This window comes from Burkholderia sp. LFS061 (assembly GCF_047978125.1).
Lineage (GTDB): Bacteria > Pseudomonadota > Gammaproteobacteria > Burkholderiales > Burkholderiaceae > Burkholderia > Burkholderia pyrrocinia_C.
The window spans coordinates 122,581-146,367 of record NZ_JBFPFS010000001.1; the positions used below are offsets into that span (position 1 = coordinate 122,581).

General features: G+C 65.7%; 20 protein-coding genes and 2 pseudogenes. 7 read left to right on the plus strand and 15 right to left on the minus strand.

Annotation, left to right across the window (positions count from 1 at the left end; genetic code table 11):
• Positions 1 to 183: 183 nt before the first annotated feature.
• A complete protein-coding gene (locus ACNQQL_RS00590) occupies positions 184 to 948 on the plus strand; it encodes a hypothetical protein (RefSeq protein ID WP_347062845.1) in 765 nt (254 codons plus the stop codon).
• Positions 949 to 1,041: 93 nt separating this feature from the next.
• On the opposite strand, the gene fdhA is transcribed toward ACNQQL_RS00590, so the two are convergent.
• From fdhA to ACNQQL_RS00605, 3 genes and pseudogenes are all read right to left on the minus strand, one after another.
• Positions 1,042 to 2,238: a formaldehyde dehydrogenase, glutathione-independent gene (fdhA, locus tag ACNQQL_RS00595; RefSeq protein ID WP_027781331.1), complete on the minus strand. Its 1,197-nt coding sequence runs from the start codon at positions 2,236 to 2,238 to the stop codon at positions 1,042 to 1,044.
• 197 nt (positions 2,239 to 2,435) lie between these two features.
• Positions 2,436 to 3,368 (minus strand): glucose 1-dehydrogenase, encoded by a 933-nt coding sequence (locus ACNQQL_RS00600; protein WP_347062846.1) that lies wholly within the window; start codon positions 3,366 to 3,368, stop codon positions 2,436 to 2,438.
• Positions 3,365 to 3,553: pseudogene (locus ACNQQL_RS00605) on the minus strand (hemolysin secretion protein D); the annotation flags it as partial. The gene ACNQQL_RS00600 and the pseudogene ACNQQL_RS00605, both read right to left, overlap by 4 nt.
• 89 nt (positions 3,554 to 3,642) lie before the next feature.
• Here ACNQQL_RS00605 and ACNQQL_RS00610 point away from each other — a divergent pair.
• Together ACNQQL_RS00610 and ACNQQL_RS00615 are read left to right on the plus strand one after the other, a co-directional pair.
• On the plus strand, positions 3,643 to 4,200 hold the full coding sequence (locus ACNQQL_RS00610; RefSeq protein WP_347062847.1) for a PAAR domain-containing protein: 558 nt from the start codon (positions 3,643 to 3,645) through the stop codon (positions 4,198 to 4,200).
• Positions 4,201 to 4,202: 2 nt separating this feature from the next.
• On the plus strand, positions 4,203 to 4,835 hold the full coding sequence (locus ACNQQL_RS00615; RefSeq protein ID WP_347062848.1) for a type VI secretion system amidase effector protein Tae4: 633 nt from the start codon (positions 4,203 to 4,205) through the stop codon (positions 4,833 to 4,835).
• A gap of 767 nt (positions 4,836 to 5,602) precedes the next feature.
• On the opposite strand, the gene ACNQQL_RS00620 is transcribed toward ACNQQL_RS00615, so the two are convergent.
• From ACNQQL_RS00620 to ACNQQL_RS00650, 7 genes are all read right to left on the minus strand, one after another.
• The gene (locus ACNQQL_RS00620; protein WP_204421819.1) at positions 5,603 to 6,793 is read right to left on the minus strand and encodes an efflux RND transporter periplasmic adaptor subunit; all 1,191 of its coding nucleotides are present in this window, start codon (positions 6,791 to 6,793) and stop codon (positions 5,603 to 5,605) included.
• Positions 6,793 to 8,628: an efflux transporter outer membrane subunit gene (locus tag ACNQQL_RS00625; RefSeq protein ID WP_347062849.1), complete on the minus strand. Its 1,836-nt coding sequence runs from the start codon at positions 8,626 to 8,628 to the stop codon at positions 6,793 to 6,795. Before ACNQQL_RS00625 ends, ACNQQL_RS00620 begins: the two co-directional genes overlap by 1 nt.
• A gap of 8 nt (positions 8,629 to 8,636) precedes the next feature.
• Positions 8,637 to 9,575, minus strand: coding sequence for a glycosyltransferase family 2 protein (locus tag ACNQQL_RS00630; protein ID WP_347062850.1), 939 nt, complete (start codon positions 9,573 to 9,575; stop codon positions 8,637 to 8,639).
• 10 nt (positions 9,576 to 9,585) lie between these two features.
• Complete coding sequence (locus tag ACNQQL_RS00635) at positions 9,586 to 11,181, minus strand: DHA2 family efflux MFS transporter permease subunit (RefSeq protein ID WP_347062851.1); 1,596 nt, start codon at positions 11,179 to 11,181, stop codon at positions 9,586 to 9,588.
• On the minus strand, positions 11,178 to 12,461 hold the full coding sequence (locus tag ACNQQL_RS00640; RefSeq protein ID WP_347062852.1) for a glycosyltransferase: 1,284 nt from the start codon (positions 12,459 to 12,461) through the stop codon (positions 11,178 to 11,180). The genes ACNQQL_RS00635 and ACNQQL_RS00640 overlap by 4 nt, the downstream gene beginning before the upstream one ends.
• Positions 12,462 to 12,478: 17 nt before the next feature.
• The gene (locus tag ACNQQL_RS00645; protein WP_347062853.1) at positions 12,479 to 13,048 is read right to left on the minus strand and encodes an isoprenylcysteine carboxylmethyltransferase family protein; all 570 of its coding nucleotides are present in this window, start codon (positions 13,046 to 13,048) and stop codon (positions 12,479 to 12,481) included.
• Positions 13,049 to 13,115: 67 nt separating this feature from the next.
• Positions 13,116 to 14,018, minus strand: coding sequence for an alpha/beta hydrolase (locus ACNQQL_RS00650; RefSeq protein WP_347062854.1), 903 nt, complete (start codon positions 14,016 to 14,018; stop codon positions 13,116 to 13,118).
• A 722-nt stretch (positions 14,019 to 14,740) separates the two neighbouring features.
• Here ACNQQL_RS00650 and betI point away from each other — a divergent pair.
• The 4 genes and pseudogenes from betI to ACNQQL_RS00670 form a co-directional block, all read left to right on the plus strand.
• On the plus strand, positions 14,741 to 15,325 hold the full coding sequence (gene betI / locus ACNQQL_RS00655; protein ID WP_175962213.1) for a transcriptional regulator BetI: 585 nt from the start codon (positions 14,741 to 14,743) through the stop codon (positions 15,323 to 15,325).
• A gap of 31 nt (positions 15,326 to 15,356) precedes the next feature.
• Entirely contained in the window at positions 15,357 to 16,826 is a 1,470-nt protein-coding gene (gene betB, locus ACNQQL_RS00660) for a betaine-aldehyde dehydrogenase (RefSeq protein WP_347062855.1), read from the plus strand.
• 16 nt (positions 16,827 to 16,842) lie between these two features.
• Positions 16,843 to 18,543, plus strand: a complete 1,701-nt coding sequence (gene betA / locus ACNQQL_RS00665; protein ID WP_072442001.1) for a choline dehydrogenase — start codon at positions 16,843 to 16,845, stop codon at positions 18,541 to 18,543.
• 308 nt (positions 18,544 to 18,851) lie between these two features.
• Positions 18,852 to 19,129, plus strand: a pseudogene (locus tag ACNQQL_RS00670) (TIGR03751 family conjugal transfer lipoprotein); the annotation flags it as partial.
• 23 nt (positions 19,130 to 19,152) lie between these two features.
• Here the strand turns inward: ACNQQL_RS00670 and ACNQQL_RS00675 are convergent.
• The 5 genes from ACNQQL_RS00675 to ACNQQL_RS00695 form a co-directional block, all read right to left on the minus strand.
• A complete protein-coding gene (locus tag ACNQQL_RS00675) occupies positions 19,153 to 20,439 on the minus strand; it encodes a type II toxin-antitoxin system HipA family toxin (protein WP_347062856.1) in 1,287 nt (428 codons plus the stop codon).
• Entirely contained in the window at positions 20,432 to 20,746 is a 315-nt protein-coding gene (locus tag ACNQQL_RS00680) for a helix-turn-helix transcriptional regulator (protein ID WP_343300749.1), read from the minus strand. Before ACNQQL_RS00680 ends, ACNQQL_RS00675 begins: the two co-directional genes overlap by 8 nt.
• Positions 20,747 to 21,220: 474 nt before the next feature.
• Positions 21,221 to 21,820: a dual specificity protein phosphatase family protein gene (locus ACNQQL_RS00685; protein WP_204421829.1), complete on the minus strand. Its 600-nt coding sequence runs from the start codon at positions 21,818 to 21,820 to the stop codon at positions 21,221 to 21,223.
• A 13-nt stretch (positions 21,821 to 21,833) separates the two neighbouring features.
• Positions 21,834 to 22,328, minus strand: coding sequence for a hypothetical protein (locus ACNQQL_RS00690; protein WP_347062857.1), 495 nt, complete (start codon positions 22,326 to 22,328; stop codon positions 21,834 to 21,836).
• Entirely contained in the window at positions 22,325 to 23,467 is a 1,143-nt protein-coding gene (locus ACNQQL_RS00695; protein WP_072442013.1) for an MGDG synthase family glycosyltransferase, read from the minus strand. Before ACNQQL_RS00695 ends, ACNQQL_RS00690 begins: the two co-directional genes overlap by 4 nt.
• Between the last annotated feature and the right edge of the window lie 320 nt (positions 23,468 to 23,787).

A 23,787-nucleotide genomic window follows, 5' to 3' on the forward strand; every position in this document is an offset into this window, starting at 1 on the left:
AGCCGCGGACGAACGCGGTCAACGCGTCCGATGTTATGGAGAATCACAGGAGCATCGCATGCGGACGACAGTCGGCGACATACGCTCCGCCGGCTGATGCCACGCGTGGATCGATTGCCGCGCACGAAAAAATCACGATCGTCGGGGGACCGTTCGTCTCGTTAACGACACCTGCTTGGAATCATGCGAGTCCTGCCCAACCGGAACGTCCGCGCGCGCGATGCCTGGCGCGCCGTGCTGAACTCGCGTGCCGAATCGCGACAAACCGCTTGCTGCCGCTGCAGGGCATGCGGCTTCGTGGCGTTTCGCGCACTCGAACACTGCCCCGTCTGCGGCCGATGGAACTGGCCGTTCGATCCGATTCGCCGCGCATCGGACGACGCTCACGCCATACGTGCCCCACGGTCCTTCCACACGTGGTCGTCGCGCGTCGCGCGTACGCTGCGCAACGCGGCCTTCCGGCAGCCTCGCGCATCGAGTGCACCGATCCTGAGCATCCTGACGCTCATGTTGCTGGTCGGTGGCTACGTGACGGCCGACCGGACGTGCAAAGCCGATCCCGTTTGTCGCGGCTCCGATACGCCTGCCGCGTCAGCGGCCGAGTCCGGCCTGCATGCATCGCCCGATCCGGTGTTGCCGGTGTTGCCGGTGCCCGTCTATCCGTTTCATTCGACTGACGGAACGCAACTGGCGGCCAATCCACAACGCGACGGCCCGAGCGCCGGCGAACCCGCAAACCGGATGCCGGTTGCGCAGGCCGCGCCGTCGATTCGCGAGCCCGGCCGGACCCACACCAGGGCAGTTCGCGTGAAAGACTGGCGACGCAGCCGTGATCACGCGCATCGCACGCATGTGATTCGCCGCGTGAGCCTGCATACCGGCCACGGGCACGCGCGGCGCAACGCATCCGACAAAACCGACATCGCGAAGCTCTATGCCGGCCACTGAGCGTGCGGTCCGGCCGTTCGCGCCCACAGCGAAAACGGGCGGCCCGTTTCCGGAGCCGCCCGTTTCGCGTTGCGCGTGTCGAACGCTAGCGCATCAGGCCGCCAGCAACCCGTGCGGGTCGATGACGAATTTGCGCGGCGCGCCGCCGTCGAACTTCTTGTAGCCTTCCGGCGCCTGGTCGAGCGAGATCACTTCGACGTTGACGATCTTCGCGATCGGCAGCCGGTCGAACAGGATCGCCTGCATCAGGTTGCGGTTGTACTTCAGCACCGGCGTCTGGCCCGTGAAGAACGAATGCGACTTCGCCCAGCCGAGTCCGAAGCGGATGCTCAGGCTGCCGTGCTGCGCGGCCTTGTCCTTCGCGCCCGGATCGTCGGTCACGTACAGGCCCGGGATGCCGATCGCGCCGGCCGGCCGCGTGATTTCCATCAGCGAGTTCAGCACCGTCGCGGGCGCTTCCTCCGAGTGGCCCGACGAACCGTGGCCGTGCGCCTCGAAGCCGACGCAGTCGACCGCGCAATCGATCTCGGGCACGCCGAGAATCTGCTCGATCTGCTCGCCGAGCGATGCGTCCTTCGACAGGTCGACCGTCTCGAAGCCCATCGCCCTCGCATGCGCGAGGCGCTCCGCGTTCATGTCGCCGACGATCGTCACGGCCGCGCCGAGCAGGCGCGCCGATGCGGCCGCCGCCATCCCGACCGGGCCCGCGCCCGCGATATAGACCGTCGAGCCCGGCTTCACGCCCGCGCTCACCGCGCCGTGATAGCCGGTCGGCAAAATGTCGGACAGGCAGGTCAGATCGCGGATCTTCGCCATCGCCTGGTCGCGGTCGGGGAATTTCAGCAGGTTGAAATCGGCATACGGCACGAGCACGTATTCGGCCTGGCCGCCGATCCAGCCGCCCATGTCGACGTAGCCGTATGCACCGCCGGCACGCGAAGGATTCACGTTCAGGCACACGCCGGTATGGGTGTCCTTGCACATCGCGCAGCGGCCGCACGCGACGTTGAACGGCACCGACACGAGATCGCCGATCTTCAGCGTCTCGACGTCGCGGCCGACTTCGACCACTTCGCCCGTGATCTCGTGACCGAGCACGAGGCCGACCGGCGCGGTCGTGCGGCCGCGCACCATGTGCTGGTCGGAACCGCAGATGTTCGTGCTGACCACCTTCAGAATCACGCCGTGGCCGATCGCGCGGCCGCTCGGATCGACCATCTTCGGATAATCGATTTTCTGGACTTCGACCTGGCCCGGTCCAAGATAGACGACACCTCGATTGCTGCTCATCGTATTGTCTCCATGTCTCGTTGGATGGCGCGGCGGCACGCCGGCGAATGCGGCGCGCACGCAACGTGCTGTTCGAGAGTAGTCCCGGAGGCAGGGGCGCCGATGTCTCAAACGCGACATGCGTTTGAACGGCGCCGACATCGATGGCGGAAATACGGAAGTCGGGCGGGAAACGACGGGAGGGCTTCAGCCGGCTGTCATCCCTGAACCGAATAACCGCCGTCCACGGGAATCACGGCGCCCGTCACGAAGTCGCACTCGCCGGCGCACAGCGCGACAGCGATGCCGGCCAAGTCCTGCGGCTTGCCCCAGCGCCGCAAGGGGGTGCGCTCGAGGACGCTTCGTTCGAGATCCGGAAACAGGTGCTTGGCCTCGTCGATCAGTTCGGTTTCGATCCAGCCGGGCAGCAGCGTGTTGACCTGGATGTTGTCCGGTGCCCATTCGACGGCCCACGCCTTGCCCAACTGAACGATGCCGCCCTTGCTGGCCGCGTAGGCCGCGCCGTAAGTCGTGCCGAATAGCGACAACATCGAGCCGATATTGACGATCTTTCCGCCACCGGCGCGCCGGAATGCGGGATGAATCACCTGCGCGCAAAAATGGGCGCCGCTCAGATTCGTATCGATGACGCGATACCACTCGTCGGCGGTCAGTTCATGCCCTTGCTTGCGGATATTCATCCCCGCGTTGTTCACAAGGATGTCGAGCCTGCCGAAATGCTGCTCCGCCTGCTCGACGGCCTTCACGCACGCGTCGCGCCGCGTGATGTCCGCCTGGATGAACAGGCCCCGCTCGCCGCCGCCCGGCAGCGACGCCAGCGCCGCGTCGCCCTTGCCGGGATCGCGGCCGACGAGAACGACGCGCGCACCGGCGGCGACCATGCCGTGCGCAATGCCGAGCCCGATCCCGCTCGCTCCTCCGGTAATGACTGCGACCTTGCCTGAAAGATCGAACACACGTGCCTCCGATTCGAGTTGCTGTTCCGATAGCACGACAGCATAGCCGCGCGCAACATGACGTTGCGCCGGTACAAGGCACGATATTTTCTGCCGCGAATCATGCCTTTTTCGAATCTTTCGGACCTCGGCCGACCGGTGCCTTCGCCGTATCGCGCACCGGCAGACGATCAACCGCCGGCGTTCTCGCGGATGACCACCGCGGCGGCCGCGTCCGCCTCGCTTGCAACGCCGTCGTGCACACGCGTGCTGACGGCCGGCGTCGGCGGCTCGCTGTCGAGCGCATGGCCGTTGCGGTCGTGCGTGTCGACCGTCGCGCGCATCGACAGCCCGACACGCAGCGGGTGCGCGGCGAGATCGCACGTCGTGAATCGTACTGCAGACAAAATTGAGATGGCCTCAGGCATCGTGACGCTAGGATTATGGCTTTCCGGGGGAGACTCAAAACATGATGCGACGAATCGCAGTAGTAGGCGACACGCTGTCGAGCGGCGGTCAGATAAGCCCATATAGCGGGCCGGCGTTCAAGATGGGCAGTCATCAAGCCGCCCTGATCGGCGGACAGGCTTTCTGTACCGCATGCATGCGTCCCGGAGTCATCGCCAAGTCAGGCGGGCCCTACCGAATAAAAATCATGGGCGAGGTGGCGCTAGACGGGGACATCGTGATCTGCGCATGCCCGACACCTCCGCACATCGTCGCATCGCTCGGTGGCGAAAAATGGTGCGATGACAGGGTGGAAGGCAACGGGAAGGTCGTTTCTAGCCTCTCTGCAACTGGAAGCGTCGTTTCGATCAAAGAAGGGGCTTTCGATGAGCAAGTGAAGGCAACCGAACATCGGGTGGAAGGCTTGCCCTACTTCATCGAAACGGCAGACGAACGCGTGCATTCTGGCCGCCTTGGTACGGATGGAGTCTTACCGCGAATTCATACCGGCGACAGCCCCGACGACTACACCGTCTACTGGGGCGACGATGCACTTGCGAAGCAACACGGGGAGGAATAACAATGCCGCATACCAAACCATCAACGGTCCGCTCAAACGACACGCCGCAATCGCAGAAATCAATTCCTGTTCCCGCGATCACGTTCAAAGAGCTGTGGGATAACTTCCCCTCTGGCAACCCATACGATAACCGCGAATACACGAATCAGTGCGCTATCCGTCTGAGTGTCACCCTGCATCGCGTCGGCATCGATATGAAGTCGTTCAATTCGAAGACCGTCAAGCCGATGTTAGGCGCAAAGACAATCGGGCGCATCTTGCTTGACGGCAAGTCGACCGCAACACGCGCCGACGAACTAGGTGCATGGTTGCAGCTACAACCGTTTGCCGGCCTTCCCAAAGCCGAGAACATAACCGGACCAGATTGGGAGTCCAAGGCGAAGGGCCGTACAGGTATCATTCAGTTCTCTAGATATTGGACACGTGGCAGCGAATCCGCAGACAACGCGAGCGGCGGTCACATAGACCTATGGAACGGATCTCGCTTGACGGTTAGCAGTTTTTGGGATGGATTCGCGACGTGGGGGCGATATTTTGGCGCTAGGTCTATCCGTCAAGGGGCAACCATACTGCCCGACGCGTCGTATTCCGACCTTGGTGGATCGAAACAAATTCTATTTTGGGAAATCAAGTGAAACGACTTGCGGTATCGCTGTGCGGCTTGTTGTTCGGGTTGCTCGTCACGTGGGTCTTCATCTATACGTTCAGTCACGCCTACTGGGTAAAGCCGAAACACATAGCGACAGGCTGTCATGAGCTAGGTAAATGCCCGACGCCCTGGTGGGTTGCGCCGGTATTGATCTCGTATTTATTCGGCCCTGCATTCGCTTTCTGCGCACTCAACTCGGTTGCTTGGAAGCGATGGACTATCAGAAAGTGGACGCTATGGGGCATCGCAATTCTTGTCGTGACCGCAGTGCTATACCTCGTCGATTACTTCACGAAGTAACCACGCGGCCCGCACAATGCGGGCAGTATTCATTTTTCTCCGGCGCGCATATCGCGCCACAAATGCACCGATCGATCACTGCGTAACAAGTTGAGTGCGACTGTCACCCTCAATGACTTGTTGACTTGCGGAGTAATGCAACTATCGATTTAGCCCAGGCAAGCCCAAAAATATCACCGGTCTGGATTGGCAGAGCAAGTTTAACGATCGGATCGGCATCATCTATTTTTTCGTCTGCTGCCGGCAGGAAGGCGACTCCGCCCGTTCATCGCTTTCCCCATACTCAACGCCATCGCGTATCAGCGATGGTCTGCACGCAAGTGGGGAATCGTGTTCGATTGCGCTACCCTCTTCGCCGTGACGTTCCATCTCGCAACGTATGCAATACCTTCGTTAGGGCTTGTCGGCTGATACGTTGTCCGATTGCCCGCGGCCAATCGAGCGCCAAAGCACTCACCCACCCTGATTCTCGCGAATGATCGCAGCAGCAGCCGCCTCCGCCTCGCTCGCGACGCCATCGTGCACGCGCGTGCTGACGGCCGGCGTCGGCGGTTCGCTGTCGAGCGCATGGCCGTTGCGGTCGTGCGTGTCGACCGTCGCACGCATCGACAGCCCGACGCGCAGCGGATGCGCGGCGAGATCGCGCGAATCGATCGCGATCACGACCGGCACGCGCTGCACGACCTTGATCCAGTTGCCGGCCGCGTTCTGCGACGGCAGCATCGAGAACGCGCTGCCCGTGCCCGCAGAGAAGCCCTGCACGCGGCCGCGATAGGCAACACGCGTGCCGTACAGGTCCGACACGATCTCGACCGGCTGCCCGACGCGCATGTGGCGGATCTGCCCTTCCTTGAAATTCGCCTCGATCCACAGCCGGTTCAACTGCACGACCGACATCAGCGGCACGCCGGGCCCGACCTGCTGGCCGACCTGCACCGAGCGTTGCCCGATCGTGCCGTCGACTGGCGCGACGATCGTCGTGCGCTTCAGGTTCCGGTACGCGAGCTTGAACTGCGCGGCCGCCTGCACGACGGCCGGGCTTTCGTCGACCGGCAGCTTGCTGCCGAGCGCGCGCGCGGCATCGAGCTGCGCCTGCGCGGCCGCGAGATTCGCCTGCGCGCCGGCCACCGCCGCGCGCGCACGCGCCAGCTCCTCGGGCGCGACGATCTCGACCGACGCGCCCGAGCGCGCAACCCATGCACGCTGCGCAAGCGACAGGTCGGCGCGCCGCGCGTTCACGGCCTCGACGTACATCGTGTTCGAGATCTTCGCGTTAGCGACTTGCCGCACGGCCTGAGCGAGCTGTGCCTTCGCCTGCGCGAATGCGACGGACGCCTCGGTGTCGTCGAGCCGCACGAGCGTCTGCCCGGCGCGCACGGCCTGCGTATCGGCAACCAGCACGTCGGTCACGGCACCCGGAATCTGCGCGGCGACCTGCACGATGCTGCCCGCGACATACGCGTCGTCGGTATCTTCGTAATAGCGGTCGCTCAACAGCCAGTACGCGACCCATGCGAGCGCGGCCAGCAGCACGACCGCGCAGAACACGGTGAAGCGCTTGCGGCGCGTCGCGCGGCGCGCATCGAGTGCCGGATCGTTCAGCGCGGCCGGCTGCGCGGCGGTATGAAGGTTGTCGTGGTGCATCAGTCGCTTTGCGTAACGATCAGACGATCGTGCTGGAAGACGGGTATCGCCGGGATGACCGACGGGCCCGGCGCCGGGCTCGCCGATGCCGTGCGCGCGAGAACAGGCACACCGTGAGGCGTCGCGCCGGGGTTGGTCGCACCGACCGTCGACGGACGCGCCGCGTCGTTGCGCTGTGCGGATGCGGGTGCGGCACTCGTCGTGCCGGTAACCGGCGGTACTGCCACGCTACCCGAGCGCGCATCGTTCGACGTACCCGCCACCGCCCGGCTCGCGGCACCAGCGGTCGCAGCGCCACGCCTTGCCGCCCCGCTGCGCGCCTGATGCACGGCCGGCGCCTGCGCAACCGTTGCGCCCGCATCGAATCCGCCGCCGAGCGCGCCGATCAGTCCGACGCGCAGCGTCCGCTGCCGGCCGAGCAGCGCGATCATCTGCGCGCGCTCGTCGATCAGCGTGAGATCCGCGACATCGACATCCTTCTGCATCAGCACGCCGCGCCGGTGGCGGTCGGCCGCGATCTGCACAATCTTCTGCGCGGCCGCCACCGCGTCCTGCTGCTGCGTGACGAGCGTCTGCGACGTTTGCAGCGACGTGACGATCTGCGCAACCTGCCCGAGCGCGTCGTCGACGGTCTTGTTGTACAGCCCGATCGCGACGTCGGCCTGCGCGACATCCGCACCGAGCTTCGCTTTGAGCCGACCGCGATCGAAGATCGGCAGCGAGATCGCGGGGCCGACGGAACCTGCCAGCGAGTCGCGCGAGAACAGCGACGCAGGCGTGAGCGCGAACACGCCGCCGAGCGCGACGAGATTCACGTCCGGATAAAACTGCGCGCGCGTCGAATCGGCATTCGCGAACGCGGCTTCGACGCGCAGCCGTGCGGCGACGATGTCGGGCCGGCGGCCGAGCAGGTCGGCCGGCAGTCGCGCGGGCACGGCGCTGCCCGCGAACGCACCGACGCGCGGCCGCTGCAGCGCGAGCCCGCGCTCGGGGCCGCGGCCCGACAGCACGCCGAGCTGCAGTTGCGCGAGCTTGATCTGCTCGTCGTTCAGCGCGATCTGTTCGAGCAGGCGGCTGCGCTTGATCGATGCATCGCTCGCGTCGTACGCGTTGTCGAGGCCGCGCGCGGTGCGCTCGCGCAGCACGGCCGTCACGCGCTGGCTGATCTTCAGCTTCTGCTGCAGCAGATCGCGCACCGCGTATGCCTGGTCGAGCTGGCAGTACACGGTGACGATCGCGACGGCAAGCGTGAGCCGCACCTGTTCCGCCTCGACGCCAGCCGCATCGCGCAGCGACATCAGGCTCTTCGTCGCCGCGCGGTTCTTCCCCCACAGGTCGAGCTGGTAGTTCAGCCCGACGAACACCGACGACGGCGATACGTTCGGATCGCCGAAAATCTCGACCGGCACGCGGTATCCGGCGGCCGTCACGTCGGCGATGTCGCCGGGCTTCGGCATCCGCGCGCGGCTGATCGTGGCTCCAGCCGTGCCTGTCAGCCCCGTCAGCGAATCGAACTGCTGAAGCTGCGCCTGTGCGATCCTCAGCCGCGCCTGCGCGACCTGCAGATCGGGGTTGTTCTGCGATGCCTCCGTCACCAGCTCGTCGAGCTGCGGATCCTGCAACTGCTTCACCCAGTCGGGCGCGGGCCACGCGCCGTTCGCGCCGGGGCCGGCCGTGTGCGCGAGCGCATCGCCGGCCGGCGCGCGCAGCGACAGCGAAGGCAGGAAGCCCGACGGCACGCATCCGCTCAATACCAGCAGCACGGCCGCCGCCGCGATCATCGAGCCGCGTTGCACGCCACACGCCAAACCCGCCGCTTTCTTCACACGCCGCATCGCGCCCCTCACCCCTGCCGAATGCGCTGCGCGCGTGCGGCCAGCCGCGGCCGCGTGCGTTCGAGCGGGCCGAGCCGGCCGAACAGGCCATCGGCGACACCGAACAGAATGCCGGCGAGCTTCGCGCGCTTGTCGCGCTCGACGAGCGCGATCTGCACGACCTGCCACACGGTCAGCAGGTTCGGCACGATCGCCACCGGAAAGCGCAGCCCGTATTGCATTCCAAGCTGCACCGCATTGCGTGCGCTGTAGTAGCGCCGTTGCCACGAATGATTCATCGACGTCATTTCAAAAGGGCCGATCGCATGACGCTGCTTCGCGCCGATCCGGTGCGGCAGCACCAGCGACGGCACGACATAGAGCGGCACGTTGCGCGACAGTGCGCGGAAGCTGTATTCGGTATCGACGTGATCGATGAACAGCGTCTCGTCGAACCGTCCGAGCACGTCGAACGCGGCGCGCGACACGACGCAGCCCGACGAGATCAGGAACGCGCAGCGCTGCAGCGGCGCACCCGGCTCGATGCGCAGGCGGCGCAGCCCGATCCCGTTGGTCGAGAGTTCGGGCAGGAAGCTGCGCGCGTTCTCGTCGAAGATGCGCGGGCCGGCCAGGAACGCGCGCCCCGCGAGCCCCGCGCAGACATCGCGCATCGCCGGGAAATACGCGGCCGGCACCGTCGAATCCTGATCGAACAGCGCGACCGCATCGATGCGATCGCGAAACAGCGCCGCGAGCCCCGCGTTATATGCGCCCGCGATCCCGCCGCGGTTGCCGTGATGCAGCAGCGCGATGCCTGCGCGCGCACACAGGTCGCGCGCCCGCGCATCGGGTTGCGGCGTGTTGTCGACGACGAGCAACGCGTCGCACGCGTGCCGCCACGCGCCGAGCGCTTCGAGCTGCGCATCGCTCGGGTGATACAGGATCACGAGTGCGCCGAGCGTCGTCATGTTCGTCTCCTCAATGTCCGAAGGACGCCGCCGCGCCGCGTTTCGGCCGCGTCAGCCACATCATCGCGGCGAGCACGAGGCAGGTCATGCTCGCCATCCAGAACATGTCGTTCGTCGCCATCATGTAAGCCTGCTGCATCACGACCTGGTGCAGCGTCGTCAGCTCGCGCACGCCGTCCACGCCCATCGCATTCAGCGTGTGCACGAAGCGCTGCGTATTCGCCGACGCATGCGTGACGGATTGCGACACGACGTCGTAGTGATAGGTCGCGCGGTTGTCCCACAGCGTCACGCTCATCGCGGTGCCGAATGCGGCCGACAGCGTGCGCAGGAAGTTCGACAGGCTCGACGCGGCGGCGAGCCGGTCGTCCGGAATGCGCGACAGCGTCGCGGCGGTCAGCGGAATGAAGAAGCACGGCAGCCCGATCCCCTGGATCAGCCCCGGCGCGGCGATCTGCGCGAACGTCATCTTCAGCGTGAAATGCGCGTCCCACGCGAGCACGGCCGCGAACACGAGGAAGCCGAACGTCGCGAGCACGCGCGCGTCGAAGCGGTGCGCATGCAGCCCGACGAGGATCGAGAACACGAGCGCGAGCACGCCGAGCGATGCGGTCGCGAGCCCGGCATGAAACGCGTTGTAGCCCATCACGGCCTGCATCCACAGCGGAAACACGACGCCGACCACCGAGAAGCTCATCATCCCGAGCGAGATGATCAGCACGCAGAACGAGAACGTGCGGTCGCGAAACAGGCCGAGATCGACGACGGGGTGTGCTTCGCCCGCCTCCCAGATCAGCAGCGATACGATCGCGAGCGCCGCGACCACCGCGAGCGTGACGATCAGCGGCGAATCGAACCAGCCGCGATCGTGGCCGAGATCGAGCATCGCCTGCAGCGAGCCGACGCCGATCACCAGCAGCACGATGCCCGGCACGTCGATCGGTCCGGCCGCGCCGCGCTGCGCGTCGGGGCGCAGCATCGCGGTGCACACCGCGAACGAGAACAGTCCGATCGGCAAATTGATCAGGAAGATCCACGGCCACGAGAAGTTGTCGACGATCCAGCCGCCGACCACCGGCCCGAAGATCGGCGCGAGCAGCACCGTCATCGCCCACAGCGCGAGTGCGATCGTGCGCTTGTCCGGCGGGAACGTGCGCAGCAGGATCGTCTGCGACAGCGGCACCATCGGCCCCGAGCACAGCCCTTGCAGCGCGCGGCAGATCACCAGCACATGCAGGTCGCGCGCGAGCCCGCACAGCAGCGACGTCAGCGTGAACAGCAGCACCGCGCCGACGAACAGCCGCAATTCGCCGACGCGGCGCGCGAGCCAGCCGGTCAGCGGCACCGCGATCGCGGCCGCGACCGAATACGAGCTGATCACCCACGTGCCCTGGCTGTTCGATACGCCGAGACTGCCGGAGATCGCCGGCACCGCGACGTTCGTCACGGTCGAGTCGAGCACCTCGATGAAGGTCGCGAGCGACAGCGCGAACGTCAGCAGCGCGAGCCGGATGCCGCGCACCGGCTGCGCGGCCGGCGTGGGGGCCGGTACGTCGAATGCGGACGGCGCGCCGGGCGCATCGCGAAGCGGCGACGCGGTGCTCATGCGCCGACCACCGCGACATCGGCCCGCTTGGTCGCCCGCCCGCGCTTCGGCGCGAACCGTTCGATGAAATCGGCGGCCGCATGACAGCCGTCCGGCGCGGCGGCGAGCAGCGCACGCGCGCGCTCGGCATGCACCGCGAATGCGGGTACGCCGAGCACGTGCGCCAGCGCCGCACCGAGACGCGCGCCGTCGACGGGACCGTCGACACGCACGCCGCAGCCGCTCGCCGCGACGCGTTGCGCGTTGTCGAACTGGTCGTGCGCGAACGGCGTCACGACCTGCACGATCCCGGCCTCGTATGCGAGCGCCGCGGTGCCGATCCCGCCGTGATGCACGAGCGCGCGGCAACGCGGCAGCAGCGTGCGCATCGGCACGAAACGGCGTACGAGCAACCGGTTGCCGTCCGGCGCGGCATCGTGCGGCGTCAGCAGGATCCCGCGCGCGCCCGTCGCGCGCAGCGCGTCCGCCGCCGCGCGCGCATACGTCGCGTGTTCGACGAGCGTCGAGCCGGCCGTGAACACGACCGGTGGCTCGCCGGCCGCAAGAAACGCATCGAGTTCCGCATCTTCGTCAGGCGCCGCGATGTCGTTGAACAGCGGAAAGCCGCTTTGCAGATGATTCGACGGCCAGTCGGGCTGCGGCGGCGCGAACCAGCCGGGAAACAGACACAGCACGCCGTCGGTCGAATGCAGCCAGCGGCCGAGCACGCGCCGCGCGGGCGCGAGCCCGAGTTCGCGACGCACCGCGTCGAGCGCGGGGCCGCATACGCGGTCGAGCACCTGTCGCTCGATCAGCGTCATCAGCGCCGCCTTCACCGGCAGCGGCCAGCGCGCGGGAATCGTCAGGCGCGGGTGCGTCGGCGGAGCATGCGCGGACAGCAGCGTCGACGGCGACACCTGCACCGACACGTACGGCGTGCCGTGCAGCTCCTGCATGAAGCGCGCGGAGAACGCCCACAGCGTGCCGACGAGCACCGTATCGTCGTCGGTCAGCGCATGCAGCGCGTCGTAATGCGGGCGCAGCATCGGCGCGATTACCTGCCACAGCGTGCGGAACGACGTGCGCGGGTCCCACAGCGCGGGGTTCGCCATCGCGGCCTCGTATTCGGCCGCGGTGCCGACCGGCACGAATGCGAAACCGCAACGGCGCACGGCCGCCTCGAACGGCGCGTGCGTGCAGAACACGACGGCGTGACCGCGCGCCGCGAGCGTGCGCGCGACGCCGAGCAACGGATGCACGTCGCCCGCCGAGCCGATCGCGGTCACGATCATTTTCGCCATCGCGCGCCTCGCGGGAATCAGTAGAAGCCGGGAATCAGCGCCGCGACCTCGCGGCGGTACTGCGTGTACGCCGGCCCGAAATGCCCGGTCAGCCAGCTCTCCTCGACGCGCACCTTGTACGCGAGCGACGCGAACACGAGCAGCACGCCGATCGCGCCGCGCCATTCGTCGCCGATCAGCGCGGCGCCGACGAGCGCGAGCAGGCAGCCCGTGTAGATCGGGTGACGCACGAGCGCGTACGGCCCCGTGCGGACGAGTTCGTGGTCCTCCTTCAGCGTGACCGACACGCTCCAGTTCGTGCCGAGATGCAGCCGCGCCCACACCGAGAACAGCAAGCCCGCGACCAGCACCGCGAGCCCGCACTGCGCCTGCAGGCCGAAGCGCTGCCAGTCCGGCACGAGCGCCTGCCATGACGGATCGGGCAGGATGATCAGCGCGCCGCCGACGATCAGCGGAATCGACTGCAGCGTGCGCGAGCGCGACGCCTCCTTGCGCACGGTCGTCTTCACGCCCTGCGACGTGGCGATCCAGTATGCGAGCCATGCGGCCCAGGGAACCACGATGGCGATGGTCTGAACGATATTCACGGCTGGCCTGCCTCGTTGGGATGGGAATTCGGGTGCGCGGGCCGGGCCCACGGCACGACGTTCGGCGTCACGACGACAGCGCGTGGATCGGCGCGGGCACGCACGCATGCGCGGCGGCGTGCGCCATGCCGGCCGCGACCGGCGACCCGTCGCAGAAGAAGTCGAGCAGCGCCGCCCGCGTGTGTTCGCGCTGCGCGCGGCCTTCGATGTCGAGGAAATGGCCGGCGTCCGGCACCGTCGCGAACCGCGCGCGCGACACGTGCGCACCGAGCTGGCGAACGTCGGCCGGCGTCGTGTATTCGTCGCGCTCGCCGTTCAGGAACAGCAGCTCGCAGCCGATGTTCGAGAACTCGCTGAAGTAGCGCTCGGGCTGCAGCGACAGGATCTGGTCGACGTGAAACGCGACCTGGTCCTGCTCGTCGCGCGGCAGGCGCGTGAGATACCGGTAGTTGTACAGCTTCATGATGCGCGGCAGGTAGCGGCCGACGGTGTCGTTCAGCAGCTGCGCGGCCTTCAGGTTCTCGCCGGCCGCGATGTGGTCGCGTGCGCGCGTCACGTAGTCGACCATCGCGTCGTTCAGGAACGGCGAGAACGAGCAGATCGCCGCGCGCCGCACGCTCGGGCAGCCGCGCGCGAGCGCGAACAGCGAGGCGACGCCGCCCCACGACACCGACACGAGGAATGCCGGCGCGAAGCGCTCGACCAGATGCTGGAGGATCGCGGCTTCGTCGTCCTTGGTCAGGATGAAGCAGCCCGGGTTGTGCTGGCGCGACTGCCCCGCGTACGGCAGGTCGAAGCAGATCGTGTTCATCCGCTCGCCCAGATACTGGACGGTCTGCCCGAACGACGCGGTCGTCGCGAGCGCGCCGTTGACGAGCATCGCCGTGTCGAACGCCGGGTCGAACACGTTCCGTTCGACGTAGACCTTCAGACCATTCGGCAGCGGGACCACGTGTTTTTCGGTCGGCATCGTCGTTCTCCGGTGGATGCGGCGTCTCGACGTCGCGGCATGCTGCAGGTGCGCAATGGCTGGTGCCGGCCCCGCGCGCGGTCCTTCGCCGCGCCCATTGCCGACGCACCGCGGCAAATACCGGCGGCGCCAATTCATTCCGCGTAGTGCGGCGCCATACTAATACGGACAATATTACTGACTCAAGTCACTCCAACGATTCCCTCTACTCGACTCGGGAATACACTGGATTCAAATTTTTTATCAATTTATATGGTATGAGGGATCGCCACAAAGGCGCTGGCAATCGTTTGCGAGCATCGCTCCCTGGCATAGGGAAATCCAGCATTTTTCTTTAAATTCAAAGTGATATTTCATTTTAATCGACTGATTAAAACGGACCTCCTGAATTTACCCATCTTCACCGCCATCACTCGCCATTCCACATCGCGAATAATATTACAGACATCCACACTCTTTCATTTCGTAATAGAAACGCACCTTGAAATTTTCCAGCGCATTGCACCATTTTTCACAAACCGTTTTAAACAAACTCCACCTTATTTAACCGTCTTTCAATTCGTTTTTCCGCATCTGCACATCGCGGCAAGCGGTCGATCCGCCACACACCGCCGAGACCCCGTCATCGTCGGACCCCTGATTTTTTGTTGATTGATCGTTCAATAAAAAACCGCTAAGCTCTCGACTTCCATGGATGGCCCGTCCGGGCGAAGGGAGTCGCGATGCCGAAAGTCGGAATGCGGGAGATACGCCGCGCACAGTTGATCGACGCCACGCTGCGTTCGATCGACGAAGCGGGCCTGCCCGGCACGACGCTCGCATCGGTCGCGCAACGCGCGAAGATCTCGACGGGCATCGTCAGCCACTACTTCGGCGACAAGGACGGCCTGCTCGAAGCGACGATGCGGCACGTGCTGCGCGACCTGTGGTCGGCCACCACGCGCCGCCGCGTGGCGGCACGCAAGGATCCGCGTTCGCGGCTGCGTGCAGTCGTCGCCGCGAACTTCGACGAGACGCAGGTCAGCGCGCCCGTGATGAAGACGTGGCTCGCGTTCTGGTCGCAAAGCATGCACGACCCGATGCTCAAGCGCCTGCAGCACGTCAACACGCGGCGCCTTCATTCGAACCTGTGCGCGGAATTCGCGAAGGCGTTGCCGCGCACGAAGGCGCGCGAAGCCGCCAGCGGCCTCGCCGCGCTGATCGACGGCCTGTGGCTGCGCGGCGCGCTCGCCGGCGGCCCCATCGACACCCGGGCGGCGCTGAAGCTCGCCCACGATTACATCGACCTGCTGCTCGCGTCCGACTGACGCGCACGCAGTCGCCCTCAAGGAGATCCTCATGTCCGTATTCGGTTTGCAGCGCCTCTACATCGGCGGCGGTTACGTCGACGCCACGAGCGGCAAGACTTTCGACACCTTCGATCCCGCCACCGGCGAGCTGCTCGCGCAGGTGCAGCAGGCGAGCGCGGCCGACGTCGACCGCGCGGTTGCGTCCGCGCAGGAAGGCCAGCGCGAATGGGCTGCGATGACCGCGATGCAGCGCTCGCGCATCCTGCGCCGCGCGGTCGACCTGCTGCGCGAGCGCAACGACGAGCTCGCGGCGCTGGAAACGCGCGACACCGGCAAGCCGATCGGCGAAACACTCGCGGTCGACATCGTCACCGGCGCGGACGTGATCGAGTACTACGCGGGCCTCGCGACCGCGATCGAAGGGCTGCAGGTGCCGCTGCGCGCCGATTCGTTCGTCTATACGCGCCGCGAGCCGCTCGGCGTGTGCGCGGGCATCGGCGCATGGAACTACCCGATCCAGATCGCGTGCTGGAAGACGGCGCCCGCGCTCGCGGCCGGCAACGCGATGGTGTTCAAGCCGAGCGAAGTCACGCCGCTGACGGCGCTGAAGCTCGCGGAAATCTATACGGAAGCCGGCGTGCCGGCCGGCGTGTTCAACGTCGTGCAGGGCGACGGCTCGGTCGGCGCGCTGCTCACGGGCCACCCGGACATCGCGAAGGTGTCGTTCACCGGCGGCGTCGAGACGGGCAAGAAGGTGATGTCGCTGGCCGGCGCATCGTCGCTGAAGGAAGTGACGATGGAGCTCGGCGGCAAGTCGCCGCTGATCGTGTTCGACGATGCGGACCTCGACCGCGCGGCCGACATCGCGGTGACCGCCAACTTCTTCAGCTCGGGCCAGGTCTGCACGAACGGCACGCGCGTGTTCGTGCACCGCTCGATCAAGGACGCGTTCACGCAGCGCGTGCTCGAGCGCGTGAAGCGCATCCGCGTCGGCAAGCCGACCGATGCCGACACCAACTTCGGCCCGCTCGTGTCGGCCTCACAGCTCGACAAGGTGCTCGGTTTCATCGAAAGCGGCAAGGCCGAAGGCGCGAAGCTGCTCGCCGGCGGCACGCGCCTGACCGACGGCCACTTCGGCAGCGGCCAGTACGTCGCGCCGACCGTGTTCGGCGACTGCCACGACGACATGAAGATCGTCCGCGAGGAAATCTTCGGGCCGGTGATGAGCATCCTCGATTTCGAATCGGAGGACGAAGTAATCGCCCGCGCGAACGACACGCACTACGGCCTTGCGGCCGGCGTCGTGACCGAGAACCTGTCGCGCGCGCACCGCACGATCCATCGCCTCGAAGCCGGCATCTGCTGGATCAACACGTGGGGCGAATCGCCGGCCGAAATGCCGGTTGGCGGATACAAGCAATCCGGTGTCGGACGCGAGAACGGCATCACGACGCTCGAGCACTACACTCGGATCAAGTCGGTGCAGGTCGAGCTCGGCCGCTACAACCCGGTGTTTTAAAGGAGGACAACCCGTCATGACGACACGCGAATACGACTACATCATCTGCGGCGCAGGCTCCGCGGGCAACGTGCTCGCAACGCGCCTGACGGAAGATCCGGACGTCACGGTGCTGCTGCTCGAAGCGGGCGGCCCCGACTACCGCTTCGACTTCCGCACGCAGATGCCGGCCGCCCTCGCCTATCCGCTGCAGGGCCGCCGCTACAACTGGGCGTACGAGACCGATCCCGAGCCGCACATGGACAACCGCCGGATGGAATGCGGCCGCGGCAAGGGGCTCGGCGGCTCGTCGCTGATCAACGGCATGTGCTACATCCGCGGCAACGCGCTCGACTACGACAACTGGTCGACGCACAAGGGCCTCGAGAACTGGACGTATCTCGACTGCCTGCCGTACTTCAAGAAAGCCGAGACGCGCGACGTCGGCCCGAACGACTACCACGGCGGCAACGGCCCTGTGTCGGTCACGACCAGCAAGCCGGGCGTGAACCCGCTGTTCGAGGCGATGGTCGACGCGGGCGTGCAGGCTGGTTATCCGCGCACCGACGACCTGAACGGCTATCAGCAGGAAGGCTTCGGCCCGATGGACCGCACCGTCACGCCGCGCGGCCGCCGCGCGAGCACCGCGCGCGGCTATCTCGACCAGGCGCGTGCGCGGCCGAACCTCGAGATCGTCACGCATGCGCTCGCCGACCGCATCCTGTTCGACGGCAAGCGCGCATCGGGCGTCACGTACCTGCGCGGCAGCGAGCGCGCGACCGCGCATGCGCGCCGCGAAGTGCTCGTGTGCAGCGGCGCGATCGCATCGCCGCAACTGCTGCAGCGCTCGGGCGTCGGCCCCGGCGCATGGCTGAAGGAACTCGACATTCCCGTCGTGCTCGACCTGCCCGGTGTCGGCCAGAACCTGCAGGACCACCTGGAGATGTACATCCAGTACGAGTGCAAGGAGCCCGTGTCGCTGTACCCGGCGCTCAAGTGGTGGAACCAGCCGAAGATCGGCCTCGAATGGATGCTGAACGGCACCGGCCTCGGCGCGAGCAACCACTTCGAGGCGGGCGGTTTCATCCGCACGCGCGACGACGATCCCTGGCCGAACATCCAGTATCACTTCCTGCCGGTGGCGATCAACTACAACGGCTCGAACGCGATCGAGATGCACGGCTTCCAGGCGCACGTCGGCTCGATGCGCTCGCCGAGCCGCGGCCGCGTGAAACTGCGCTCGCGCGATCCGAACCAGCATCCGAGCATCCTGTTCAACTACATGGCCGAAGCGCTCGACTGGCGCGAGTTCCGCGATGCGATCCGCGCGACGCGCGAGATCATGCGGCAACCCGCGCTCGACCGCTATCGCGGCCGCGAGCTGAACCCGGGCGCCGACTGCAAGACCGACAAGGAGCTCGACACGTTCGTGCGTGCTCGTGCGGAGACCGCGTTCCATCCGTCGTGCTCGTGCAAGATGGGTTACGACGACATGGCGGTGGTCGACGAAGAGGGTCGCGTGCACGGGCTGGAAGGCCTGCGCGTCGTCGATGCGTCGATCATGCCGATCATCACGACCGGCAACCTGAACGCGCCGACGATCATGATCGCGGAGAAGATCGCCGACAAGATTCGTGGGAAGCAGCCGCTCGCGCGCGTCGATGTGCCGTACTTCGTCGCGAACGGCGCGCTCGCGCGCGATGTCGCGAAGGCGGTGAGGCAGCCGGAGACGGTTTGACGACGGCGGGCGTGCTGCCCGCTCATCGGCATATTGACGAAACGCCGCCGGCAGTGATGGTTGGCGGCGTTTTCGTTTCTTTTACGGTGACTTGCGCGGAAGCGAGTTCCCGACTTCCAGCCATGCGATCACATCGGCCGGATGAGTTCGCGGGCGCACGCGCTTTGAAATGAGGCTGCCGGGGTTCAGGGCAGCGGACCAGCCGACGACAGTCGAGTACGCATGCCACTGCACCGCCGAAAGCGCGGACGAGCGGCAAGTAGAACGAAAACCCGCGAAGACGTCGCGCTCTTTTGGCGAATGCGGAAGGCGGCCAGTCCGCACGCCTGCTGCTCGACGCCGCCAGCAGTTGTGCCGGCCATTGCCTGAGCAGGACGCACCGATTGACGGCAGCGCTTACACCCACACGGCTCGGAACGAGATCTACCGCCCGTTCCATCGGCTGCCCAATCCCGATCTGGTCATGTACGTGTTCCCGCACCTGGCCGGCACCGATCTGGTGCCGGTGCCCGGATACTCCACAGTGTTCCCGCTGTACCAGCGGGTGCAGTACGCGCTACCGGGCGAACGGCTGGAGGACTTCTGAACCGTTCGTCGGCCGGTTCATCTTCACCGGTGAGCGCGGCCCGCGGGACCCTGGCGTAGCAGAGCAACGTTCTCGTTGATGCGGCCTTGGATCGTGCGCAAGGTATCTCGAGTAATAATCCGCGGGTGCATGTTCTCGGCCGTGTCTGAGAATTGGCTGGCCACTTCGCAAATGCCGTCAATCATTCTGCTGGCAACGTCCTGGGGCACTTCGGCTTCCTCGGCAAGCCGAAGCATGTGTGCGCGGGAAATCTCCAGTGCCTCACCCATCACGTCCATTTGGTGATATCCACCGGGTCCCTCGCAGAAGGTCACATCGTAGGCCGGCGCCAGTCTCCACTGACCATTTGGCGCCATGACGTAGGAGAAGTTCTTGGGATGGTCGTCTCGGTTGTTGAACGCGACGTTGAAGACGGCGCGCTCGAAGGCCCTCCCCATCTCTCGCACATCGTTGGTACAGATCTGGGTCGCCCGCAAGAAGTTGAAGTAGTCCAACGACCCCGCAATCTGGTAATCGGCCCCCGTAAACGCCGCGAGACTCTGCATGGGGACGCGCAATCCGTCATGCCGATCAAAGCGCTTGCTGGCGAACGCCGCCAGCCCATTGGGCAAACTGAAGTACTGCGTGTCCGGGGTCTCGATGCCACATCTGCGCAGACATTCGGCGTAGACCATCTCGATGGCGCACACCTCGGCATGCTCTTCTCTGGCCGGGAACTTGACCAGCCAGGCGTCGAAGCCCGGCGTGACGGCCGTGGTAAACCCACCGGTTTGCGGATCGCGATAGATCAAGGCCTTGGGCCTTGCACCTTGGGGCGAGCCGCCCACCCGCAGCAACGTCTGCAGGAACTCACTACCTTCACCATGGAGCACTTCCCGCACTTCGGCGGCAAGCTGTTGCAGCGGGATGTGGACGTCCGGCGCCTCTCCTTCGGGTGCGACGGGTTCAAACGTCATGGCCCCCATCGCGTTGCTACCGATATAGGCCAACCGCTCCAGGGCGCCAATGCGGGCCGTGTTGAGTCCACGGCGCCTGAACATGCGGTCCATCAGCAGCATGCCCCACCCGTCTGGCAAGGCGTCATAGACAGGCCCCGGAAGTTGCAATTGATGGCCTGGGAAATCTCGCCGCAACTGAGGGCCCTCCAGCGGCAGCGTGTACGAAGACAGCTCCAGGCCCCTTTGCCTGGCCTCGTTGCTGTACTCGAACACGATCAGTGGGCGACCGGTCAGGGCAGTCGTGGAAACCAGCGTGCCCCAATGCCATCGCTCCCCCCAGCCCTCGTAGAAGACATTCACTTGTTCAGGCATTGCTGGACTTTCTCTTTGTACGGAGGCGCTTGGCTGTTTTCTCGTAGCGCAGAATGTCCTCGATGCTGTCCAGCTTTGGCTGGAACAGACCTTCGAACTCCTTGATTCGGCCGAGCGCCATCGCCACCCGGACCACGGCCTCGAAGCCAACATTGCGCCCGGCCTCCAGATTGGACACGGTGTTGGCCCCAATGCCGGCACGCCCGGCCAGATCCGACTGTGTCATGCCCAGAGCCAAACGCTCTGTGCGCAAGCGATCGCAGAGGCGCTTGACGACCTCACTCGGCTTGCTAAAGCTTAAATCCAACATAGTGTGTATCTACCCCCTTCTATGCCAGTTAGCACCCAAAATTATAGAATTAATGCCACCTTGGTTCAAGAGGCGTAATTCCTCAATTCCACGCCTTATCGGAAAGATTACGCAAATAGCCACAATATAGTGGAGTTAAGCAGCTCCACACCAAAGAAGCGGCCGATCAGACCGCCCCGGGGCTGCGCGGACTATCCGAGGCAGTGCGGAGGTCAGATCGCATGTTGCACGAGTGCACGGCCTTGTTCGCCCCCGCTTCTGAAGAAAGGAAGTCTGTCGGGCCACAAGGCGCCAATCATGACCACACTTCAGATTCGCGGCAGGAAGCCGCTCGTGTGCTTCGTCGTGCGTTACTTCGTCGCGAAGGCGGTGCGGCAGCCGGAGACGGTCTGACGACGGCGGGCGCACTGCCCGAACGCCCACTAAAAACGCCGCTGACGATCACCGTCAGCGGCGTTTTTCCTTTCCGGCTCAGCCGTTGTTGACCTCTTGCCGCAAACGCTCGACGTCGACGTGCTTCAGGTAATTCGTGATGTTCTGCCAGATCGGATGGAACCCGTAGCCGCCGTGCTGCAACTCATCGAGCGCCTGCTCGCGCGTCCAGCCCTGGTACACCATCCGGTACAGCGCCGACACGAGCCCGGTGCGATCGGCGCCATGCTGGCAATGGATCAGCACCGGGCCGTCCTGGTCGGCGGTCCGCAGCGCCTTCAGCGCGGCGACCATGTCTTCGTCGCGGATGTACCACGTGTTGATCCGGATGCGCTGCATCGTGATCTGCGTGCCGGCCAGGATGCTGTCGTCCGCGTGAAACGCGCGGAAGCTGATGACCTTGCGGATGCCGAGCTTCTGCAATTCCGGCACGTCTTCCCGCGAGAGCTGCGCGCTGCGGTACAACGCCGGCGTGATGCGATGCAGGTTGTTCACGCGCGCATCGGCAATGTTTTGCGCCCATTGGATCGGTCGGGCCGCGATCGGTCGGGCCGCAACGCCGGAAACCGCGTCCGCGTATGCCGGCTGCACGAGCCCGGCAAGCGTGACGGCGATCGCGGCAATGAAGGCGATTTTCATGTTGGTTCGGTGTTCAGTGGAATGCGCGCTTGCGCTCGCGCGACAGGATGAACAGGACGATCGCGGCGGCGCTCATGGTCCAGTAGTCGGTGGGTGCCACGCCCAGCCAGTGGACATGCCACGGCACGTGCACCGGGTTGAAGCGGGCAAGACCGTAGGCCGGATTCAGCACGAACCACAGAAAATCCTCGGTCAGCCAGAACACCATGATGCACGCGATGATGCGGGCTTCGATGCGCCACGACCAGCGCCCGTTGAATACGGGCGGCAGGTGGAAGAACAGCGCGACGAACGGGAACACCCACGCGTGGTATCCGGTCATCGGGCGCCCGCCCCAGAAGATGTCGAGCAGCCAGTGCTTGTCGATGCGCCAGGTCGGCAGGTTGGCGGCCCACCCCGCGCTGCCCTCGATCTGGATCTCGACGTTCGCGAAAAAGAACGCGAGCAACATGACCCATGCGACGACGAACAGCGTTTGGCGCGTCGGCACAAAGCGCGCGACGCTCATGCGGCAGGCTCCAGGCCGAGTACGCGATCGAGCACGAAGCGTCCGGCCAGCGGCCGCCCGAGCGGGGCCAAACGGCGGCGCATGTCGGCCAGGCGCTCCGGTGTCTGCAGCAGCGCGCGGATCCGGTAGACGAGCGCATCGTCGTCGATGGCCTTCAGCGCAACGCCCTGTTCGAGCAGGAAATCCGCATTGCGCTCCTCCTGGCCGGGAATCGGCGAGTTGACGATCATCGGCAGCTGCATCGCGAGACATTCGGACGTCGTCAGGCCACCCGGCTTCGTGATGACGAGGTCGGCGCAGGCCATCAGGCGTTCGACCTGCTGCGTGAAACCCTGCGGAAAGAGCCGGCCCGGATGCTGCGCGGCGAGCGTCTGCAGCGACGCCAGCATCGTCTGGTTCTTGCCGGCCAGCGCGATCAACTGGAAATCGGCGTCCATCTCCAGCAGCCGCGTCGCCAGCACGTCGAGCCCGCCGAGACCCGCGCCGCCGGACATCATCAGGAACGTCGGTCGCGCGGGATCGAGGCCGAACTCTGCCGCGCAGGCTGCGCGATCGAGCGGCCGGCCGAACGCCGGCATGATCGGGATACCGCTGACGTGCACCGTTTCGGGCGCCATGCCGCGCGCGTGCATGCGCCACGCAATCTCGTCGTTGGCCGCGAAATAGCCGCGCATGTTCGGCACGACCCACATGCTGTGCAGGTCGAAATCGGTGACCTGCACCCACACCGGCGTGTCGACGCGCCCCTTGCGGATCTCGCGCGACAGCAGTTCGGCGGGCAGAAAGTGCGTGCAGATGATCGCGTCCGGGCGCTGCCGTTCGATTTCCGCGAGCAACTGCCGGCAATTGAGCCGCTCGATCGCGCGCCGGATCTTCTGCGACGGCGCGGCGGGATCGACCTCGTCGGTCTTCTGGTACAGGTAGCCCCACAGCGCCGGCTGGCTGCTGACGAGCTTGATGTAGAGGTCGGTGTACAGCTTGCGAAAGCCGGTGGAGACGAAATCCATCACGTCCAGGTGCGTGGCTTCGATGCCGGCGGGATGGCTGTCGGCAAATGCGCGGATCGCTTCGGCCGCGCGGGTATGACCGGCGCCGGCGCTGACGCTCAGGAGAAGAATTTTTTTGTTGTGCTTTGACATCTGACTGACCGTTTCGATGAAGGTGATCCGGACGCGGGTTCGGCAGCGGCGCTCTCACGCGACTGCGTCTCGCTTCCGGCTTTCGACAAGCTTGGCGGATCTTCGGAGGTGCGGGCGGGTACTCCGAATCGATCGATCGCCGGCATCGTCTGCGGAATCATACTGCGTCCGGACGATGCGGCCCGGATCTGCCTCCGCCGCGCGGTCGGCGGGAGGCGCCGACCGCGCGTGGCGGCTAGGGGCGCCGCCGCTTCATGCCCCACTCGCGCGCGCGAATGGGGTGCCGTATTTCAGCGCGAACGGGTGCTCGCGCGCAGGTC

Excerpts from the sequence above, each read along its gene's own strand:
- ACNQQL_RS00590 (WP_347062845.1), top strand. The coding sequence starts at position 184 with ATGCGAGTCCTGCCCAACCGGAACGTCCGCGCGCGCGATGCCTGGCGC.
- fdhA (WP_027781331.1), bottom strand. The coding sequence starts at position 2,238 with ATGAGCAGCAATCGAGGTGTCGTCTATCTTGGACCGGGCCAGGTCGAA.
- ACNQQL_RS00610 (WP_347062847.1), top strand. The coding sequence starts at position 3,643 with ATGATGCGACGAATCGCAGTAGTAGGCGACACGCTGTCGAGCGGCGGT.
- ACNQQL_RS00615 (WP_347062848.1), top strand. The coding sequence starts at position 4,203 with ATGCCGCATACCAAACCATCAACGGTCCGCTCAAACGACACGCCGCAA.
- ACNQQL_RS00620 (WP_204421819.1), bottom strand. The coding sequence starts at position 6,793 with ATGCACCACGACAACCTTCATACCGCCGCGCAGCCGGCCGCGCTGAAC.
- ACNQQL_RS00625 (WP_347062849.1), bottom strand. The coding sequence starts at position 8,628 with ATGCGGCGTGTGAAGAAAGCGGCGGGTTTGGCGTGTGGCGTGCAACGC.
- ACNQQL_RS00630 (WP_347062850.1), bottom strand. The coding sequence starts at position 9,575 with ATGACGACGCTCGGCGCACTCGTGATCCTGTATCACCCGAGCGATGCG.
- ACNQQL_RS00635 (WP_347062851.1), bottom strand. The coding sequence starts at position 11,181 with ATGAGCACCGCGTCGCCGCTTCGCGATGCGCCCGGCGCGCCGTCCGCA.
- ACNQQL_RS00640 (WP_347062852.1), bottom strand. The coding sequence starts at position 12,461 with ATGGCGAAAATGATCGTGACCGCGATCGGCTCGGCGGGCGACGTGCAT.
- ACNQQL_RS00650 (WP_347062854.1), bottom strand. The coding sequence starts at position 14,018 with ATGCCGACCGAAAAACACGTGGTCCCGCTGCCGAATGGTCTGAAGGTC.
- betI (WP_175962213.1), top strand. The coding sequence starts at position 14,741 with ATGCCGAAAGTCGGAATGCGGGAGATACGCCGCGCACAGTTGATCGAC.
- betB (WP_347062855.1), top strand. The coding sequence starts at position 15,357 with ATGTCCGTATTCGGTTTGCAGCGCCTCTACATCGGCGGCGGTTACGTC.
- betA (WP_072442001.1), top strand. The coding sequence starts at position 16,843 with ATGACGACACGCGAATACGACTACATCATCTGCGGCGCAGGCTCCGCG.
- ACNQQL_RS00675 (WP_347062856.1), bottom strand. The coding sequence starts at position 20,439 with ATGCCTGAACAAGTGAATGTCTTCTACGAGGGCTGGGGGGAGCGATGG.
- ACNQQL_RS00685 (WP_204421829.1), bottom strand. The coding sequence starts at position 21,820 with ATGAAAATCGCCTTCATTGCCGCGATCGCCGTCACGCTTGCCGGGCTC.
- ACNQQL_RS00690 (WP_347062857.1), bottom strand. The coding sequence starts at position 22,328 with ATGAGCGTCGCGCGCTTTGTGCCGACGCGCCAAACGCTGTTCGTCGTC.
- ACNQQL_RS00695 (WP_072442013.1), bottom strand. The coding sequence starts at position 23,467 with ATGTCAAAGCACAACAAAAAAATTCTTCTCCTGAGCGTCAGCGCCGGC.